Origin of the sequence: Agrobacterium sp. CCNWLW155, assembly GCF_036888815.1 — a bacterium.
GTDB classification, from domain to species: Bacteria; Pseudomonadota; Alphaproteobacteria; order Rhizobiales; family Rhizobiaceae; genus Agrobacterium; species Agrobacterium radiobacter.
Genome location: NZ_JBAKFW010000001.1, coordinates 184,353 through 201,941 on the forward strand (window position 1 = coordinate 184,353; position 17,589 = coordinate 201,941).

Annotated in this window: 17 protein-coding genes; 3 read left to right on the forward strand and 14 right to left on the reverse strand. The window is 60.5% G+C overall.

The window, feature by feature from the left end; genetic code table 11:
• Positions 1-57: 57 nt before the first annotated feature.
• Complete coding sequence (locus V6S97_RS00965; RefSeq protein WP_334425914.1) at positions 58-2,064, reverse strand: LysM peptidoglycan-binding domain-containing protein; 2,007 nt, start codon at positions 2,062-2,064, stop codon at positions 58-60.
• Between the two features lie 156 nt (positions 2,065-2,220).
• Between V6S97_RS00965 and V6S97_RS00970 the strand changes: the two genes are divergently transcribed.
• Entirely contained in the window at positions 2,221-2,841 is a 621-nt protein-coding gene (locus tag V6S97_RS00970; RefSeq protein WP_003502006.1) for a TIGR00730 family Rossman fold protein, read from the forward strand.
• A 189-nt stretch (positions 2,842-3,030) separates the two neighbouring features.
• Positions 3,031-4,791 carry a peptidoglycan D,D-transpeptidase FtsI family protein gene (locus tag V6S97_RS00975; RefSeq protein ID WP_112292818.1) on the forward strand — a complete coding sequence of 587 codons (1,761 nt, stop codon included), beginning with the start codon at positions 3,031-3,033 and terminating at the stop codon, positions 4,789-4,791.
• A gap of 70 nt (positions 4,792-4,861) precedes the next feature.
• On the opposite strand, the gene rarD is transcribed toward V6S97_RS00975, so the two are convergent.
• The 13 genes from rarD to alr form a co-directional block, all read right to left on the reverse strand.
• Positions 4,862-5,770 carry an EamA family transporter RarD gene (rarD, locus tag V6S97_RS00980; RefSeq protein WP_003502010.1) on the reverse strand — a complete coding sequence of 303 codons (909 nt, stop codon included), beginning with the start codon at positions 5,768-5,770 and terminating at the stop codon, positions 4,862-4,864.
• Positions 5,771-5,986: 216 nt separating this feature from the next.
• Positions 5,987-6,943 (reverse strand): prolyl aminopeptidase, encoded by a 957-nt coding sequence (gene pip / locus V6S97_RS00985; RefSeq protein WP_020810189.1) that lies wholly within the window; start codon positions 6,941-6,943, stop codon positions 5,987-5,989.
• A 3-nt stretch (positions 6,944-6,946) separates the two neighbouring features.
• The gene (locus V6S97_RS00990; protein ID WP_003502014.1) at positions 6,947-7,405 is read right to left on the reverse strand and encodes a GFA family protein; all 459 of its coding nucleotides are present in this window, start codon (positions 7,403-7,405) and stop codon (positions 6,947-6,949) included.
• Positions 7,405-7,878, reverse strand: a complete 474-nt coding sequence (locus tag V6S97_RS00995; protein ID WP_003502018.1) for a GFA family protein — start codon at positions 7,876-7,878, stop codon at positions 7,405-7,407. Before V6S97_RS00995 ends, V6S97_RS00990 begins: the two co-directional genes overlap by 1 nt.
• Positions 7,875-8,183: an endonuclease domain-containing protein gene (locus V6S97_RS01000; protein ID WP_003502020.1), complete on the reverse strand. Its 309-nt coding sequence runs from the start codon at positions 8,181-8,183 to the stop codon at positions 7,875-7,877. The genes V6S97_RS00995 and V6S97_RS01000 overlap by 4 nt, the downstream gene beginning before the upstream one ends.
• 312 nt (positions 8,184-8,495) lie before the next feature.
• The gene (gene cysS / locus V6S97_RS01005; protein ID WP_003502021.1) at positions 8,496-9,881 is read right to left on the reverse strand and encodes a cysteine--tRNA ligase; all 1,386 of its coding nucleotides are present in this window, start codon (positions 9,879-9,881) and stop codon (positions 8,496-8,498) included.
• Positions 9,882-10,097: 216 nt separating this feature from the next.
• Positions 10,098-10,838, reverse strand: a complete 741-nt coding sequence (locus V6S97_RS01010) for an SDR family NAD(P)-dependent oxidoreductase (protein ID WP_003502023.1) — start codon at positions 10,836-10,838, stop codon at positions 10,098-10,100.
• Positions 10,839-10,982: 144 nt separating this feature from the next.
• Positions 10,983-12,491 carry an amidophosphoribosyltransferase gene (gene purF, locus V6S97_RS01015; RefSeq protein ID WP_003502024.1) on the reverse strand — a complete coding sequence of 503 codons (1,509 nt, stop codon included), beginning with the start codon at positions 12,489-12,491 and terminating at the stop codon, positions 10,983-10,985.
• 139 nt (positions 12,492-12,630) lie between these two features.
• Positions 12,631-13,218, reverse strand: a complete 588-nt coding sequence (locus V6S97_RS01020) for a CvpA family protein (protein ID WP_003502039.1) — start codon at positions 13,216-13,218, stop codon at positions 12,631-12,633.
• A gap of 89 nt (positions 13,219-13,307) precedes the next feature.
• Positions 13,308-14,714 (reverse strand): DNA repair protein RadA, encoded by a 1,407-nt coding sequence (gene radA, locus V6S97_RS01025; protein WP_003502040.1) that lies wholly within the window; start codon positions 14,712-14,714, stop codon positions 13,308-13,310.
• Between the two features lie 86 nt (positions 14,715-14,800).
• Complete coding sequence (locus V6S97_RS01030; protein WP_003502042.1) at positions 14,801-15,031, reverse strand: type II toxin-antitoxin system RelE/ParE family toxin; 231 nt, start codon at positions 15,029-15,031, stop codon at positions 14,801-14,803.
• On the reverse strand, positions 15,028-15,282 hold the full coding sequence (locus V6S97_RS01035; protein ID WP_003502043.1) for a type II toxin-antitoxin system ParD family antitoxin: 255 nt from the start codon (positions 15,280-15,282) through the stop codon (positions 15,028-15,030). Before V6S97_RS01035 ends, V6S97_RS01030 begins: the two co-directional genes overlap by 4 nt.
• A gap of 64 nt (positions 15,283-15,346) precedes the next feature.
• Positions 15,347-16,522 carry an alanine racemase gene (gene alr / locus V6S97_RS01040; protein WP_003502045.1) on the reverse strand — a complete coding sequence of 392 codons (1,176 nt, stop codon included), beginning with the start codon at positions 16,520-16,522 and terminating at the stop codon, positions 15,347-15,349.
• Positions 16,523-16,608: 86 nt separating this feature from the next.
• Between alr and V6S97_RS01045 the strand changes: the two genes are divergently transcribed.
• Positions 16,609-17,466 carry an AraC family transcriptional regulator gene (locus V6S97_RS01045; protein ID WP_060724023.1) on the forward strand — a complete coding sequence of 286 codons (858 nt, stop codon included), beginning with the start codon at positions 16,609-16,611 and terminating at the stop codon, positions 17,464-17,466.
• The last annotated feature ends 123 nt before the right edge of the window (positions 17,467-17,589 follow it).

Below are 17,589 nucleotides of genomic sequence, written 5' to 3' on the forward strand. Positions count from 1 at the left end.
GCCGCCGCGCGTGTCACAGATAGGGTCGTCACGGGTTCACCGCAACGCTTCAAATGCTCAGGAACCGCTCTTCAGCCGCTTGCGGTGAAGTTCCTCCGAATTCGGCAGGGCTTCCTTTGGCACGCCGAAAATCTGGCCGGGCTCGATCAGGTCGGGGTTTTTGATCTGGTCCTCGTTGGCGAGATAGATGGTCGTATAACGCACGCCCTGTCCGTACGCGCGGCGCGAAATCTGCCACAGCGTATCGCCGCGGCGGATGATGACGCTGTTCTGGCTTTCGGCCAGCGGCGCCTGCTCGAAGGTCTGCGGGCCAGCAGGGGCCTGCGGTGCCGGTGCGGGCGGCGCGGTGATGTGCAGTTCGGAGAGCCGGCTTGCGAGCGAAGCGATGCCCTTGCCGATTGCCGCCACGTCGTTCGGCCATGCCTCGACCGATGTCAGCAGCTGACGCGCCTTGGCGGTGATATCGCCCGCAAAGGCGGTGAAGGCGGGCTCGGTCGCGGCCGCTGTACGGAATTCCGAAAGCGATTTCAGGCCGATGACGACGGCGGAGCGGCCGGCAATGGCCTGGTCGAGCGCCGGCGTCGCCTGATCCCTGTAGAGATTGGAGAGAATGCCGAAGGCCTTGGCGACATCGGCGCGCAGCTTTTCGAAAGCGGCGCGGTCGCTTGCCGTGCTCTGGTTTTCAGCCGGTGCCGCGGTCGTGGTCGCCGAAGATGAGGTGGATGGCGCCTGCATGGCGACGGTTGCCTGATCGGTCTGCGGCCGCTCGAAGGGAACGCGCACGCGCACTTTCGCGGTGCCGTCGGCATTCAGTTCCTCGACGGTGATGATATGGCTGCCGACGGCAAGATCGACATCGCCTTCGATGACAAAATGACCCGAGGCTTCCGTCGTGGTCTTGCCGATTTCCGTGTCGTCGACAAGCGCGCGCACCGTCGAACCGGCGGGCGCGGAACCCGCGACGAAAATCTTCGATCCTTCGAACTCGACGGCAGTGACCTGAACGCTCGACGTTAGCGGAGCCGCGGCGGACGGAGCTGTAGTACCGGCGAGCGGCGCGGCGGCGGTGTTGGCGCTGGTCTCAGATGTGGCCGCAGGCTGTTGCGATGGCGCGGCCTGCGGCTTAAGCGCCGGGGGTGCTGCCTCCGGCATGGCCAGCACGCGGCTTGCCTTGCCAGGCTTGGCAACCATGGCCAGAAGCTCGCCCGCCTTGCCATCAGGCACGGAAACGGTCGCCACTTCCTCGGACTGCGTCGCCTTGCCGTTGGCGTCGGTTGAACGCAGCACGAGCTCGTGATCGCCCGGGGGAAGGGGATTGTCGAAAACGGCAGCGAAATCGCCGGTGCCGTCAATGGTCGTCTGGGCGACCACCTTGCCGTTGCTGAGGATTTCGAGCTTTGCGCCGGGCTGCGCCTTGCCGGCGATCACGGCCGAACCATCGGGCTCGACGCGCAGCACGTCGAAAGTCGGCGCGCCGGAAGAAGACTGTGCCGTATCGGCTGGTGCTGCGGCCGGCTTTGCCGGTTCGGGCGCACCATCGTCGGTGCCGGCGAAGACGCCCGCCAGACGACGCACCTGTGCCGCCGCCGCCGCCGCATTGTCAGGCAGACCGCGCAGGAACGCCGTGGTGCGTTCGGCCGCAGTGCGGGCCGTGGTGATGAGCCGCGACGTCGTTTCATCCAGCGACTCGGGAATTTCGATATTCGTCAGTTCCTTGAGCGAGGTCTCGACCTTCTTGCGTGCCGCTGCGAAGTCGGCGTCGGAGGGAACCTTGCTGTCGGCGAAAAGCGTGGTCAGATCCTTGATCGACTGGGTTGCGGAAGCCGCCAGACGTCCCACCTTATCGGCGATGTTGGCCGTCTCCTCGGCCGCATCGGAGAGGATGTCGCCCGCCTTGTCACTGCCCATTTCAACGCTGTTCTTCACGGCGTTGCCGGCCTCGTTGATGGCGTCGCCGATCGGTTTGCCGTCATTGGAAATCCGCGGCAGGACGAAAAAGATCATGAGCAGGGACGCAATGCCCAGCACGATCAGCGCCAGCAAACCGGCTTTATTGTTTTTCATCCTGGAATCTCCGGGTATTTCAAGCTTTTCACACGAGTTGAGATTGCTAGCGTCTTACCTTGCGACAGACAAGCGGCGAGTGGCCAAAAGGCCATATTTGCAAGGGATTTCCCAAATTTTCTTGACGTGCCGCATCGCACATAGTTCCTTCCCTTCATGACGGACAAAAATACACCGATTCGATCCATCTGCGTTTATTGCGGCTCCCAGCCCGGACGTGATCCGGCCCATATGGAAGCAGGCCGCGCGCTTGGGAAATCCATTGCCGAAAACGGCATTCGCCTCGTTTATGGCGGCGGCACCAAGGGCATCATGGGCGCGGTTGCCAGCGGCGTTCTTTCCAATGGCGGCGAAGTAACCGGCATCATACCGGAATTTCTGGTCGATATGGAGGCAACGCGCCATTCTCTCGGACAATTGAACGAGCTTGTCATCACCAAGGACATGCATGAGCGCAAACATATGATGTTTGAGCGCTCGGATGCCTTCGTGACGCTGCCGGGCGGTGTCGGCACCCTGGAAGAGATCGTCGAGATCATGACCTGGGCGCAGCTTGGCCGTCACGCCAAGCCGATGGTTTTCGCCAATATCAACGGTTTCTGGAACCCGATGCTGGAGCTGGTGCAGCACATGCGCGACCAGGGCTTCATCCACCGCGCCCACCTTCTCAACCCGCTCGTTATCGACGAGGTGAAGGATATCGTGCCCGCTATCATCGACCGGGCGCTGGCGCAGCAGAACCCGGAAGGCGATCCCTCGGTGATTTCCCGCCTCTAGGCGTGACGATTGTTAACGGCCCCTTGGGGGTTCGTTACAATTTTAAATGTATATTAATACAGATTTAACGGCGGCATCGGTCCGCCCGCTCTTTCCATGGCCCCGCGAATGATCTTGTGCCAGCCTCAATAGGGCGTTGGTTGTCGCGGAATTCGTTTTCGCCGCCATGAGGGTGGGTGTCATCAGGAAATGATTGCTTTTGTGGTGCGGCTCAAAAGCCGGGCGCATTTCATTATCAGGAGAAGTCCCGGAGAGGGCAGTGAGGCGATCCTCGGCTCCGCCGCCCGTCGCAGGGGCGATGCGCGCATGAGGCTCGGCATCCTGATTGCCGCCTTTGTCGTCATCTATGGTGTCGTCGCCGCGCGTCTCGTCCAATATGGCCTTGCCGAACCGGTGGCGACCGCATGGATCAACACCGGCGTCAATGCCGTCGCTTCCCGGCCGGATATTGTCGATCGCAATGGCATGCTTTTGGCGACAGATCTCAATATGGTCTCGCTTTATGCGGATCCGCGCAGGATCGTCGATCCGGACGAGGTGGTGGAAAAACTCGCAACCGTCATTCCCAACATCGACTGGCGTGAAACGCACCGCAGATTGCGTTCGGATACCGGCTTCCAATGGCTGCGACGTCAGCTGACACCCCGGCAGCAGGCGGATATTCTCAATCTCGGCATACCGGGCATTGGTTTCCGGCCGGAAAAGCGACGGTTTTATCCGGGTGGCCCCACCGCTTCGCATATTATCGGCCACGTCAATGTCGACAATCAGGGGCTTGCCGGCATGGAGCGTTACCTCGACCAGCAGGGGTTGGCCGATCTGCGCGCCGTCGGTCTTGCCAGCGGCGCGCCGCTGGAGCCGGTGCGGCTCTCCATCGATCTCAGGGTACAGAACATCGTCCGCGAAGTGGTCGTGAAGGCGAAAAGCGCGTATCAGGCCGAAGCGGCGGGTTCGGTGATCCTCGATGTGGAGACGGGCGAAGTACTGGCCATGGCCTCCGTGCCGGATTACGATCCGAACGAACCTTCCCGCACCCTTGCCGATGGCAGCATCGACAGGGAGTATGAAAAGGGCTGGTTCAACCGCATGAGCAACGCCACCTTCGAAATGGGCTCAACCTTCAAGAGTTTCACCCTCGCCATGGGGCTGGATGCGGGGGCGATCACACTCAATTCGGTGGTCGATGCGTCGCGGCCGATCCGCATGGGCGGCTTCACCATCAAGGATTTCAAGGGCCGGAACCGGCCGCTCTCCATTCCGGAGGTGTTTCAATATTCATCGAATATTGGCACAGCGGCGGTGGCCGACAAGGTCGGTGTCGAAGGCCATCAGCAATTCCTGACGAAACTCGGGCTTCTTACCAGAATGGACACGGAAATGCCCGGTGTGGCCACCCCCACCCAGCCGAGAAACTGGAAGAAGATCAATTCCGTCACCATCTCCTTCGGCCATGGCGTCGCCACCACCCCGTTGCAGACGGCGGTGGCTGCAGCAGCCCTCATCAATGGCGGAAGCCTGATTTCGCCGACCTTCCTGCCGCGTTCGAAAGAGGCTGCGGTATCGCTGGCGAGCACCGTCATCAAAGACAAGACCAGTGCGGATATGCGTTACCTGTTCAACTGGAACGGCATCAAGGGCTCCGGCCGTGGCGCGCAGGTGGAGGGATTTCACGTGGGCGGCAAGACCGGAACCGCCGACAAGGTGATCAATGGGCGTTACGCCAAGGATATCAATTTCAACGCCTTCGTGGCCGGTTTTCCCATGCACAAGCCGAAATATGTCGTGCTGACGATGATCGATGCTCCGAGGACCGGCGTGAACGGCGGGCGCACGGCGGCCTCGACAGCAGCCCCCATGACCCGCGAAATCATCGCCCAGACGGCAGGCCTTCTCGGCGTCAAGCCGCGTTTCGGTTATGACGCGACACCGCAATTGCTGGTGGACTATTAACTTCCACTTCGCTCATTCCTGTGACGAACACGGGGAATGAGGAAGGATAGAAATCCCGACGCCGTAGGCCCTATCGCTTGAGCCGCAGCAGGCTTGAGCCTGTATAGATCGCCAGCGCGACCCAGATCATCGCAAAGGCCGCCATCCGCACCATGTCGAAGGGTTCCTTGAAGACGAAGATGGCGATGAGGAAGATCATCGTCGGCGCGATATATTGCATGATGCCGATGGTCGACAGCCGCAGCAGTTTTGCGCCATTGCCATAGAGGATGAGCGGCACGGCGGTGATGACGCCGCTGGCTGCCAGAAGCCAGGTGTCGGCCGCATTGCCACCCATGAAATGCGCCTGTCCGCTGAACCCCAGCCAGGCCATGACCAGCACGGCAGGGATGGACAGCAGCATGACTTCAAGCAGGAAGCCCTGCGTTGCGCCGATGGGCAGCGTCTTGCGGAAGAAGGCGTAAAAACCCCAGGACACGGTGAGCGCAATGGAAACCCACGGCAGGCTGCCCGCATGCCAGGTGAGGATCGCGACTGCGAGCGCCACCAGAACGATGGCGGCGATCTGCGCCGGATAGAGTTTTTCCTTCAAAAGCACTGCCCCGAGGAAGATGCTGAACAGCGGATTGATGAAATAACCCAAAGCCGCATCGAGCGCGCGACCCGCACCGATCGCCCAGATATAGACACCCCAGTTGATGCTGATCAGAGCGGCCGTAAGGCTCGCCATGGCAAGCATTTTCGGGTTTTTCAGCGCCGCCCTGATTTCCGTCGTCCGCCCGATCGCTATGAGTACGGCAGCGGCGATCGGCACCGACCAGACGACGCGGTGAACGATGACCTCGATCGGCGAAATATGCGCAACCGCCTTCATGTAGAAGGGAAGGAACCCCCACAGCAGATATGCGGAAAGCGCGAAAGCAAAACCGCGCGCGCTATCGCCGCCCTCTTGGGCCGGGAGCGTTTTATCGAGTGCCATGGGAGTACCGCCAATTATTAGGGATGGCCCTTCATACCGGATCGGCGTGGTGCGAGCCAATTCATTTCCGTGAAGCGTCCATGAGAAAAACTGCATGAATAAAAGGCGGTTTGCCCTTGAAACGGGCTGCTGTCGCAATCTGCCGGATGATAGCCGCTGGAAAGCCCGCGTGAATCATTCTCTCATCCGGCCGGGCCAAAGCTCTGAAAAGACTGATTATTTCCCTGCAAAACGGTTGGTTGCGCGGATCAGCTGGTCAAGGATGCCGGGCTCGCTCATCGAGTGTCCGGCCGCCTCGATGATATGGAAATCCGCCTTCGGCCAGGCCTTGGCAAGCTGCCAGGCATATTTCAGCGGGCAGGGCATGTCGTAACGGCCATGCACGATGACACCCGGAATATCCCTGAGCTTGCCGGCATTGCGCAGCAATTGCTCTTCCTCCAGCCAGCAGCCGTTGACGAAGAAGTGGTTCTCGATGCGTGCGAAAGCGATGGCATATTTGTCCTCGCCGAAATCCTCGACCCGTTCCGGATCGGTGACCAGCGAGATGGTCGCGCCTTCCCACTGGCTCCATGCCCTGGCGCATTCCAGCTTCTTGGTTTCGTCCGCGCCGGTGAGATAACGATTATAGGCCTGCATCATCGCACCGCGTTCCGTTTCAGGGATTGGCGCGATGAAGTTTTCCCAGCGATCAGGGTACATTTCGGATACGCCGAACTGATAATACCAGTCCAGCTCCGGCTTGGTGACGGTGTAGATGCCGCGCAGAACCAGTTCGCTGACGCGGTCGGCATGGGTTTCGGCGTAAGCGAGCGCCAGCGTCGAGCCCCAGGAACCGCCGAAAACCAGCCATTTTTCAAAGCCGCACAGTGCGCGCAGTTTTTCCATGTCGGCGACCAGATGCCAGGTGGTGTTGGCTTCCAGTTCCGCATGCGGCGTGGAACGGCCGCAGCCGCGCTGATCGAACAGGATGACGTCGTAAAGTGCCGGATCAAAAACCCGGCGATGCGTCGGGTTCACCCCACCACCCGGACCGCCATGCAGGAAAACCGCCGGCTTTGCACCGCGTGTGCCCACCCTTTCCCAATAGATCGTGTGGCCGTCGCCGACATCGAGCATGCCGGTCTCGAAAGGTTCGATCTCGGGGTAAAAGCCGCACAATTCTTCGGTCATGTCTTAGTTTCCTTCGGGTGGCCATTTGGCCGTGTCGTGATCCGGATGCTGATAGGAGGTGATCTCCGCCTCGTCGACGCCCTGTTCCACTGCCGGCTTGCCGAAGAGCTGTTCGATCCACGGCATGCGCTTGTGGAAATTGACCTGCACCTGCGGTTCGATGCGCTCCGGCTCGTCAAAAGCGCCAATGGCGATCTCCACGCCGCCGGGATAATGATAGGTCAGCGGCGTGCCGCACTTGTTGCAGAAACCGCGATGGATTTTTGCCGAGGAGCGGAAGAGGGATGGCTGGCCGCGCGTCCAGGTCAGGTGCGCCTGATCGGCACTGACCAGCGCGCCGAAGAAATTGCCGAAATGTTTCTGGCACATGCGGCAATGGCAGATGGAAGCGCGGCCGAGCTTGCCCGCATGGAAACGCACGGCGCCGCACTGACAGCCGCCGGAAAATCCCGCTTCGCTCATTATCTGTTCTCCGGTGGCCAGTTTTCTGTGTCGTGGTCGGGGTGCTGATAGGAAACGAGATCGGCGAGATAGTCCACCTGCGTCAGGTCGTCCTCGGTGGCAACGGCAGGCAGTGTGTGAAGGCTGTCGACGAAATCGATCTTGCGTTCCACGCCCCACTGAATGGTCGGCGGCAGCGCGGCGGGATCATCGAAGGCCCCGGCCGCCACCGCTACGCCATCAGGCGCTTCATAGGTTAGCGGCGTACCGCATTCGGGGCAGAAACCGCGCTTGACGACACTGGAGGACTGGAAGCGTTTCGGCTCTCCCCGGGTCCATTCAAACTCCACGCCCCGCACCGAAACCAGCGGCGCGTAATAGGCACCAAAGGCCTTCTGGCACATGCGGCAATGGCATATGGAACTGTCTTTCAGCTCCCCGCTGGCGCGAAAACGGATCGCGCCGCACTGGCATCCGCCGGTATATGTTGTCATGGCCGGTCCTCCTTCACCGTTCGGATAATGTGGAGACAGACATTGTCGATGTCCTTCAGAATATCCTCGTTCCAGAAACGGAGGATTGTCCAGCCAAGTTCCTCAAACGTCCGTGTTCTCTGCTGGTCATAGGCCGCCGCAGCGTCTTCCGCATGTTGAAACCCATCTAACTCGACGATGATCTTATGCGACGGGCAAGCGAAATCAACGATATATCCGGAGACTGGCAGCTGGCGTCTGAAAGACAGGCCGTCAAGGCGGTGAGCGCGGACAGCGTTCCAGAACTTCAGTTCGGCGTCGGTCATAGTCTTTCGCACCTGCCGGGCATACGCGCGATGTTCTAGCTCGACCTTGGCATGGGGCACGGGAATGCTCGCAGCTTGATGGGGTGCCGCGAGATTGGAGTATGGTGTGGGCGAAAGCAAGGGCGTACCGTGGCGCTTAACCCCCCTCTGCCCTGCCGGGCATCTCCCCCTCAAGGGTGGAGATCAGCTAGAAGCACTACCGTTGCTCCACTCTCAAGCTTTGAGATGGGCGAGACCTCGCAGCAGGTCGATCTCCCCCCTTGAGGGGGAGATGCCCGGCAGGGCAGAGGGGGGTAGCCTCGAACGCGGAGCCTACCGCTTCAACTCCCACGTCGTCGTCCGTTCCCCGGTCTCCTTGTCCTTGCCATCCTTCAGCTGAATGCCCTTCTCGGAAAGCTCGTCACGCAAACGATCGGCCTCCGCAAAGTTCTTCGCCTTCAGCATTTCCAGACGCAGCTCAACCAGCGCATCGACGGCGGAAACGATGGCCTCGTCCATTTCCGTCTTCTTCGGCAGGACACCGAGCAGGGCAGCACTCGCCGCAAAGGCGGGCAGCCTGGATGGATCGGTATTGGCGGCATGCGCCAGCGCATGCAGGGCCTGAACGGCGGCAACCGTGTTGAGATCGTCGGCGAGCGCCTCGAGCACGGTTTCGTCCGGGGCGGCATCTGAGGCTTCCGCCGCCGGCCACTTGGCGAGCAGGCGTTCAGCCTCTTCCAGACGCTTCACCGAAAAATCGATCGGCTCGCGATAATGCGTCATCAGCATGGCAAGGCGCAGAACCTCGCCCGGCCATTGCCGGCCGCCGAATTTCTCCGTGTGCAGCAATTCGTAGATCGTCACGAAGTTACCCTCGGACTTCGACATCTTGCGGCCTTCCACCTGCACGAAGCCGTTATGCATCCACACATTGGCCATGACATGCGTGCCGTTGGCGCAGCGCGATTGCGCGATTTCGTTCTCGTGATGCGGGAAGATGAGGTCGAGCCCGCCGCCGTGAATATCGAAAACTTCACCGAGATAGCGACCGGCCATGGCCGAGCATTCGATGTGCCAGCCCGGACGACCGCGACCCCAGGGGCTTTCCCAGCCCGGTTCATTATCCGAGGACAGTTTCCACAGCACGAAATCGCCGGGGGTCTTCTTGTGGGCTTCCACCGCCACGCGCGCGCCCGCCTGCTGTTCGTCCAGCGGCCGTTTGGAAAGCTGGCCGTAATCCGCCATCGACCGGGTATCGAACAGCACCTCGCCGCCTGCCGTATAGGCATGGCCGCGGGCGATCAGCTTCTCGATGAGGTCGATCATCTCGGCTATATAGTCGGTGGCGCGCGGCTCGACGGTCGGCGGAAGGCAACCGAGCGTGGCCACATCCTCATGGAACTGGTCGGCGGTCTTTTTCGTCACCGCATGGATGGCGTCGTTCAGCGGCAGATGCGGATAATCCCGCAGCGCCCGCGCGTTGATCTTGTCATCGAGATCGGTGATGTTGCGGGCATAGGTCACATGGTCTTCGCCAAAGACGTGGCGCAGCAGCCGGTAGAGAACATCGAACACGATGACCGGGCGGGCATTGCCGATATGGGCAAAATCATAGACGGTCGGACCGCAGACATACATGCGCACATTGTCAGCGTCGATCGGCGCAAATTCCGCTTTTTCGCGTGTGAGTGTATTGTGAAATTTCAGGCGCAAGGACATGCGGCAGTTCCCTAGAGGCAGAATATTATCCTGGCCGGAACGTTTATCTTTCTTGACCTTGCGGGAGACGAAAACGATCTGGCCGGTGGCGAACCAGCAAAAAAATCTCAGCAGCAGGTGCAGATCATCGTTCTCATATCTTGCTTTATGGCGCGGCGGTGCGGCCCGGTCAAGAGCAACCGTGGTGGCCGTATCGCCGCTCCGAGCGGAAAATATTCACTCCGGCTGGCGGTAGTCCACGAATTTTCCCTCGCGCACGAGGAAGAGTTTGCCTGTTTCGGTCAGATCGGGCGAGGCGAGCGGAAGAATGGCCGCCGCCACCTCTGATGGATGCGGTACGGTTGTCGGATCTTCGCCGGGCATGGCCTGAGCGCGCATGGCGGTGCGGGTGGCGCCGGGATTGATGCTGTTGACGCGAAGCGCGCTCTTCTGCGTCTCAGCAGCCCAGGTGCGGGCCAGTGCTTCGACTGCCGCCTTGGAGGTGGAATAGACACCCCAGAAGGGGCGACAGCTATGGGCGGCGCCCGAGGACAGGATAAGCGCGCGGCCGGCATCCGACTTCAGAAGCAGCGGCTCGACCGAGCGGATCAGTCGCCAGGTGGCGGTAACGTTGATGTTCATGACCCTTTCGAAGACTTTCGCTTCGATATGGCCAACCGGCGAGATGACGCCGAGAACGCCGGCATTGGCGACGAGAATATCAAGTTTGCCCCAGCGCTCGAAAATATTGGCGCCCAGCGCATCGATGGCTTTCATGTCGGAGAGATCGAAGGGAACGAGCGTCGCCGTGCCGCCGACGGCCTTGATGGCGTCGTCCAGCTCCTCAAGGCCGCCCACCGTGCGGGCGCAGGCGATGACATGCGCGCCGGCCTTGGCAAGTTCCAGCGCGGTGAAATAGCCGATGCCGCGCGAAGCGCCGGTAACGAGAGCGATGCGGCCCTTGAGATCGATAGTCATGGTCTCCCCCGAAATGATTGCGCTTCCTTCTACGAAGCGCCGCTGGCCTTTCGCAAGCGATCATATCGTCGCATGCGCTTGCCTGAACAAAAGGCAAGAAAAAAGCGGCCCCGGAAGCCGGTGGCCGCTTGTTGATCTGGAAAATCAGCCGTTGCTGGCCAGCATGGAAATCTTGCTGCCCATGGCCTCGCCGTTCTGGTCGAGAAGGCGGGTGGGATAGTCGCCGGTGAAATAATGGTCCGTGAACTGCGGACGCGCATGGTTGCGATTCTCGCCGCCAACGGCACGATAAAGCCCATCGATCGACAGGAAGGCGAGCGAATCGGCGCCAATGAACTTCGCCATCGCTTCGACATCGGCATATTGGTTGGCCAGCAGCTTGTCGGCGTCAGGCGTGTCTATACCGTAGAAATCCGGATGGAAGATCATCGGGCTGGCGACACGGATATGCACTTCCTTGGCGCCCGCTTCGCGGATCATCTGCACGATCTTGACCGAGGTCGTGCCGCGCACGATCGAATCGTCCACCAGCACCACGCGCTTGCCTTCGATCATCGCCCGGTTGGCGGAATGCTTGAGCTTGACGCCGAAAGCGCGGATCTGCTGCGTCGGCTCGATGAAGGTACGGCCGACATAATGGTTGCGGATGATGCCGTATTCGAAGGGAATACCGCTTTCCTGCGCAAAACCAAGAGCTGCCGGCGTGCCGCCATCGGGAACCGGAACCACGACATCGGCTTCCAGCGGGGCTTCCTTGGCAAGGTTCATGCCCATATTCTTGCGCGTCGTATAGACATTGCGGCCGCCGACGACGGAATCGGGACGGGCGAAATAGACATATTCGAACAGGCAGAGACGCTCCGGCTGCGGCTTCGACGGCTTGCGCGCATCGATGGTGATCGAACCGTCAGGCTGGATTTCGCAGATGATGACTTCGCCGTTTTCAACGTCGCGGACGAATTTCGCACCGATGATATCGAGAGCGCAGGTTTCCGAGCAGAAGATCGGCTTGCCATCAAGCTCGCCCATCACCAGCGGGCGGATGCCGATCGGGTCACGCGCGGCAATCAGCTTGGTGCGCGTCATGGCCAGCATCGAATAACCGCCTTCCATCTGCCTGATAGCGTCGATGAAACGATCGGCGGTGGAGGAGTGGCGCGAACGGGCGATGAGGTGAAGGACGACTTCGGTATCGGAGGTAGACTGACAGATGGCGCCGGTGGCGATGATCTGGCGGCGCAGCGTCAGGCCGTTGGTGAAATTGCCGTTATGGGCAATGGAAATACCGCCTTCTTCCAGCTCGGCAAACAGCGGCTGCACGTTGCGCATCGCCACTTCGCCTGTCGTGGAATAACGGGTGTGGCCAATCGCGATGGAGCCGGGCAGGCGGGCAAGGGTTGCCGGATCGGTATAATGATCGCCGACGAGGCCCATATGGCGTTCCTGATGGAAGCGCTTGCCATCGAAGGAAACGATGCCGGCTGCTTCCTGGCCGCGATGCTGAAGCGCATGCAGGCCGAGAGCGGTCAGCGCCGAGGCATCGGCATGGCCGAGAATGCCGAACACGCCGCATTCTTCATGCAGCGTGTCGCCGTCGATCTCTTCCTTGAAAGTGGCCCCAGGGAACGGGGAATGCGAAAGCGGCTCAATCATCCGGCTTGCCCTTGCTCTCTACCGAGAAAAAAAGAAAGACCTCTCCGGTGAGTGTTTCCCCCGGTCGGTCCGTCTGTGTCGTGCTTGATATTTAGCACAAATAGCGCGCCTTGCATGCATTGCAAGGCGCGACACTGTGTCAATTATTCGTTGCCGGCGGATTTGTTGCCGGCACATCTTCCGCAGGTGCCTGCGTGGTCGTCGGTTCCTGCGGCTTTCCGAGGATGCGGGCGCGGATCTGCGGCTCGATATCGTCAGGCAGAACCGCCTCCAGCTTGCCCACCAGCCCGTCGAGGAAAGGCTTGGACTTCGCCTGCGTCACCCATTCCGGCTGCGTCTTCACATCCACCAGCCAGTTCCAGAAGGCGACCGCGACGACCAAAAGCAGAATGCCGCGTGCTGCGCCAAACAGGAAACCAAGCGTGCGATCCAGCGCGCCGATGCGGCTGTCGATGATGAAATCGGCAATGCGCGAGGTGATGAAGGAAATCACGATCAGCGAAACGAGGAAGACCACGCCAGCCGAACCGGCAATGGCGATCTTGTCGTCATCGGTATAGTTGCGCGCATAGGGCAGCAGGACCGGATAAAGATAATAGGCGGCGGCGACCGAACCGGCCCAGCTCGCGATCGACAGAATCTCGCGGGAAAAACCGCGTACCATCGCAAGAATGGCGGAGAAAAGAACAACGGCGATGACGATGCCGTCGAAAATTGTAATGGGCATATACCAACTCCGGAGGTGCGACGCCTTGTCAGACGCTGCCTTGCCAATTTTGCGATCCTCTTACACCACTGTTTCCCCTGGCGAAAGGATCAATATTCGTCGTCCTCAACCTGTTTGAACCGGTTGCCGGAGCCGGCGATGCGGGCCACGAGGTCCGGAAGGCTTTCGATTTCCGTCCAGCGCCCCTTGCCGCCTTTCGGCAATTCAGCCGAAGCAGAAGGCAGAAGTGCGGCGGAAAAGCCGAGTTTTTCAGCTTCTTTCAATCGCTGGCCCGTATGCGAGACCGGTCGTACCGCGCCCGACAGGCTGATTTCGCCGAAATAGACGCAATCGGCGGGCAGGGCAAGACCGGCAAGCGAGGAAACCAGCGCAGAGGCAATCGCCATATCGGCGGCCGGTTCGGAAATGCGGTAACCGCCGGCGACGTTCAGGTAGACGTCGTGCTGGCCGAGCTTCACGCCGCAATGGGCCTCCAGCACGGCAAGGATCATGGCGAGCCGCGAACTGTCCCAGCCGACCACGGCGCGGCGCGGCGTGCCGAGCGAGGTGGCGGCAACCAGCGCCTGCACTTCGACCAGGATAGGGCGTGTGCCCTCCATGCCGGCGAAGACGGCGGCGCCCGGCGATTTTTCGTTGCGCTCGCCGAGGAACAGTTCGGAAGGGTTGGAAACCTCGCGCAACCCCTTGTCCGACATTTCGAACACGCCGATCTCATCCGTCGGCCCGAAGCGGTTCTTGACGGTGCGCAGGATGCGGTAGTGGTGGCCGCGGTCGCCTTCGAAATAAAGCACGGCATCGACCATATGTTCGACCACGCGTGGACCGGCAATCTGGCCTTCCTTGGTGACATGGCCGACAAGCACCATGGTCGCGCCCGTCTGCTTGGCAAACCGGATCATCGCCTGCACGCCGGTGCGCACCTGCGTCACCGTGCCGGGGGCGGAATCAGCCGTGTCGCTCCAGAGCGTCTGGATGGAATCGATGATGATGAGATCGGGACGTTTGCCCTCGGAAACCGTCGCCAGAATATCCTCGACATTGGTTTCGGCGGCCAGCAGCACATCGGTCTCGGCCGCACCCAGACGCTGGGCGCGCAGGCGCACCTGCGCCACAGCTTCTTCGCCCGAAACATAGACGATGCGATGCCCGCGCCGCGAAAGGGCGGCCGCCGCCTGCATGAGCAGCGTCGATTTGCCGATGCCGGGATCACCGCCTATCAACACCGCAGAACCGCGCACGAAACCGCCACCGGTCGCACGGTCGAGTTCGCTGATGCCGGTCGGGATACGCGGCGCCTCCTCGATTTCACCTGATAGCGAGGTGAGGGTGACGGGGCGGCCCTTCTTCGGCGTCTTGCCCGGCCCGGAACCGATGCCGCCCATCGGATCTTCCTCGACGATGGTGTTCCATTCGCCGCAGCCTTCGCATTTTCCCGCCCAGCGGGTGTGAACCGTGCCGCAGTTCTGGCACACGAATTGGGTCTTGGCTTTGGCCATGTGATGTCAATTTTCTTCTTCTACGTCTTCAGCGCCAATGTGTTGATGGCCATGGACGATGCGTAATGTGCGCAGCTCGTTTTCTTTTACACGAAAATAGATGCAGCGATTTTTATGATTGACGGCGCGAAGGCCGCTACTGATCCAGTCACGGGAACCCCTGTGAGACCTAGCCGCGCCGTGTCCCGGATTTTCCGTTCGATGGCCGATACGAGCTGTTCGCCGGCGGCCGGATTTCTATCCTCCAGATATTTATAGATGTAGATAAGATCACGAATGGCGCGCGATGACAGCGAATAGGCGCGGGCCTTTGTCACTTTTCGTTTCTGGCGCGTTCGATGATGCAGGCGGTCAGATCATCATCCGTCGAAAAGGTCACGTAATCACCCCGTTCGAACTCTGCGTCAGCTTCGTGAATCATCTTCCGGAGCTCCGCGAGTCTTCCCTCGCCACTGCTCAGCAATTGCAGGCTCGCATGAATGACAGCATCCGCATCGCTATAGATGCCCGCCGCCACCTGCTCTTCGATGAACTTCTCGTCCTGCTCGCTCAAATGGATTTCGGGCATTTCGATCTCCTTTTGTTCTCTTGTAGCACAGGTCACTTCCGCTTTCCAAGAGCCAAGGTGCGGCCTAGTCGTCGGCCATCAGATATTGCCGCTCATAACGCAGGCCAAGCCCCGTCAGCATTTCGTAACCGATGGTGCCGGCCGCCCGTGCGGTCTCATCAACAGGCACATTGGGGCCGAAAAGCTCGATATAGTCGCCGGCACGGATGGCATTGGCCGGGGCATCCGTCACGTCGAAAATGGTGAGGTCCATGGTCACACGGCCGGCAACGGGGACCTTGTGCCCGTTGACCACACCATAGGCGCCGCCATGGCCCATTTCGCGCAGCGGAATGCCGGAGCCGGAAAGCGAACGCTGGTATCCATCCGCATAACCGACAGATGCGATGGCAAGGCGGCTTGCCCGTTTCAGCAGGAAGGTGCCGCCATAACTCACGGTCTGGCCTTCGCCCGCTTCACGGATCTGGATGATCCGCGCTTCGGCCGTGGCGACGGGACGCATCGGGTTTGCCATGTCATTGACCGCTTCGCCGCCATAAAGGGCGATGCCGGGGCGGGTGAGGTCGAAATGATAGTCGGGGCCGAGAAATATCCCGGCGGAAGCCGAGAGACTTGATTCGATGCCTTCGAAAGCAGCGCTAACCTTCCGGAATGATTCGAGCTGGACCCTGTTCATCGGCGAGGAGGGCGTGTCGGCGCAGGCGAGGTGCGACAGCACCAGAACCGGGTCGAAACTCGCCGGCCGCGTCACGTCGTCGGCCAGAAACAAGGCGTCGTCGAGCGGCAGCCCCAGACGGTTGAAGCCGGTATCCACATGCAGCGCGCAGGGGTGGTCACCACGCTCGGCAACCGTCGCCATCCAGAAGGAAAGCTGCTCCTCGGAGGCCAGAACCGGCACCAGGTCATTGTCGAAAACCTGGCGTTCCTGGCCTTGCCATATGCCTGATAGCACGAAGATACGCGCTTCCGGGGCATAGGAACGCAGGGTCGCACCCTCGGCCACAGTCGCCACGAAGAAATCACGCGCGCCGGCATGGTAAAGCGTCGCGCCGCAATCCTCGATGCCGAGACCATAGGCATCGGCCTTGACGACAGCCGCCGTCCGCGCCTTGCCGGAACGCTTTTTCATGTCCCGCCAATTATCGGCGAGAGCGCCGAGATCGACGGTCAGCCTCAGCGGTGCGTGCTCGAAAGCATCGATTTCGTTTTCGGGGAAGCTATCTTCGAAGTCGTCTGTCATGCCATGCGTCCGGTTGATCTTGAACCGGTTGGGACCCTAGCACTTTTGTTCAAGACGGTAAGGACGGAATGCTCTAAACTTCGCTCATGCACAATGTTTCGCAGGAACAGGCCCTTGATTTCATGCCCGTTGCCACGACGGAAACCACGCGTTTCTGGCGTGACCGGCGTTTTGGCGGCATGGAGTGCCTGAGCGCGACTTTTCTCACCCACGAATATTCGCCGCACGCGCATGACACGTTTTCCATAGGCGCGATCGAAAGCGGCTCGCAGATTTCCACCATTCAGGGCACCACCGAACAGACGGGGCCGGGGCATCTTTATCTCATCAATCCGGATGAGATTCACGATGGCGCACCGGGCGGCGGCGGTTATCGCTACCGGATGATCTATCCCGATACGGAACTGCTGCGCGACATCATCGAGGATGTCACGGGCAGGGTTTTCCACGGCACACCATCCTTCCCCAGATTTCTGCCGCGCGATCCGCAGATGGCGGCCGCCTTTCAGATGGCGCACCGGCGGCTGGAGGGGAAATCCGGTGCTCTTGAGGCGGATGAGGGCATGTTCTCGGTTCTGGCGGCTTTGTTCGGCAAGCACGGCAGCGCCATCATTCTGCCGGTCGAAACCCGAGAGAAAACGGCGGTTTACACCGCCCGCGATTATCTCTCTGACAATTACGAGACCGATATCGGCCTTGAGGAACTTGCCTCCATCGCCGGTCTCAGCCGCGCCCACCTCATCCGCGCTTTCAGGAAAGAGTTTCACATCACCCCGCATGCCTATCTGACGGATGTGCGCATCCGCAGGGCGCGCCGCCTTTTGCGCGCCGGTGAGATGCCGGCCGAGGTTGCGGCTTTGTGCGGTTTTGCCGATCAGGCGCATTTCACTCGGCATTTCAAGGCCCGCACCGGCGTCACGCCGGGGCAGTTCCGGGTCGCCTGAGTTTAAAGCATTTCCAGGAAAGTGGCCCCCGGTTTTCCGTTCGGAAATGCGACAAAACAAAAAGCGGAGTTTCAGCAGAAAACCGCATAACATCACTTTCGTTCAAGACCGCAGGATGTCGCA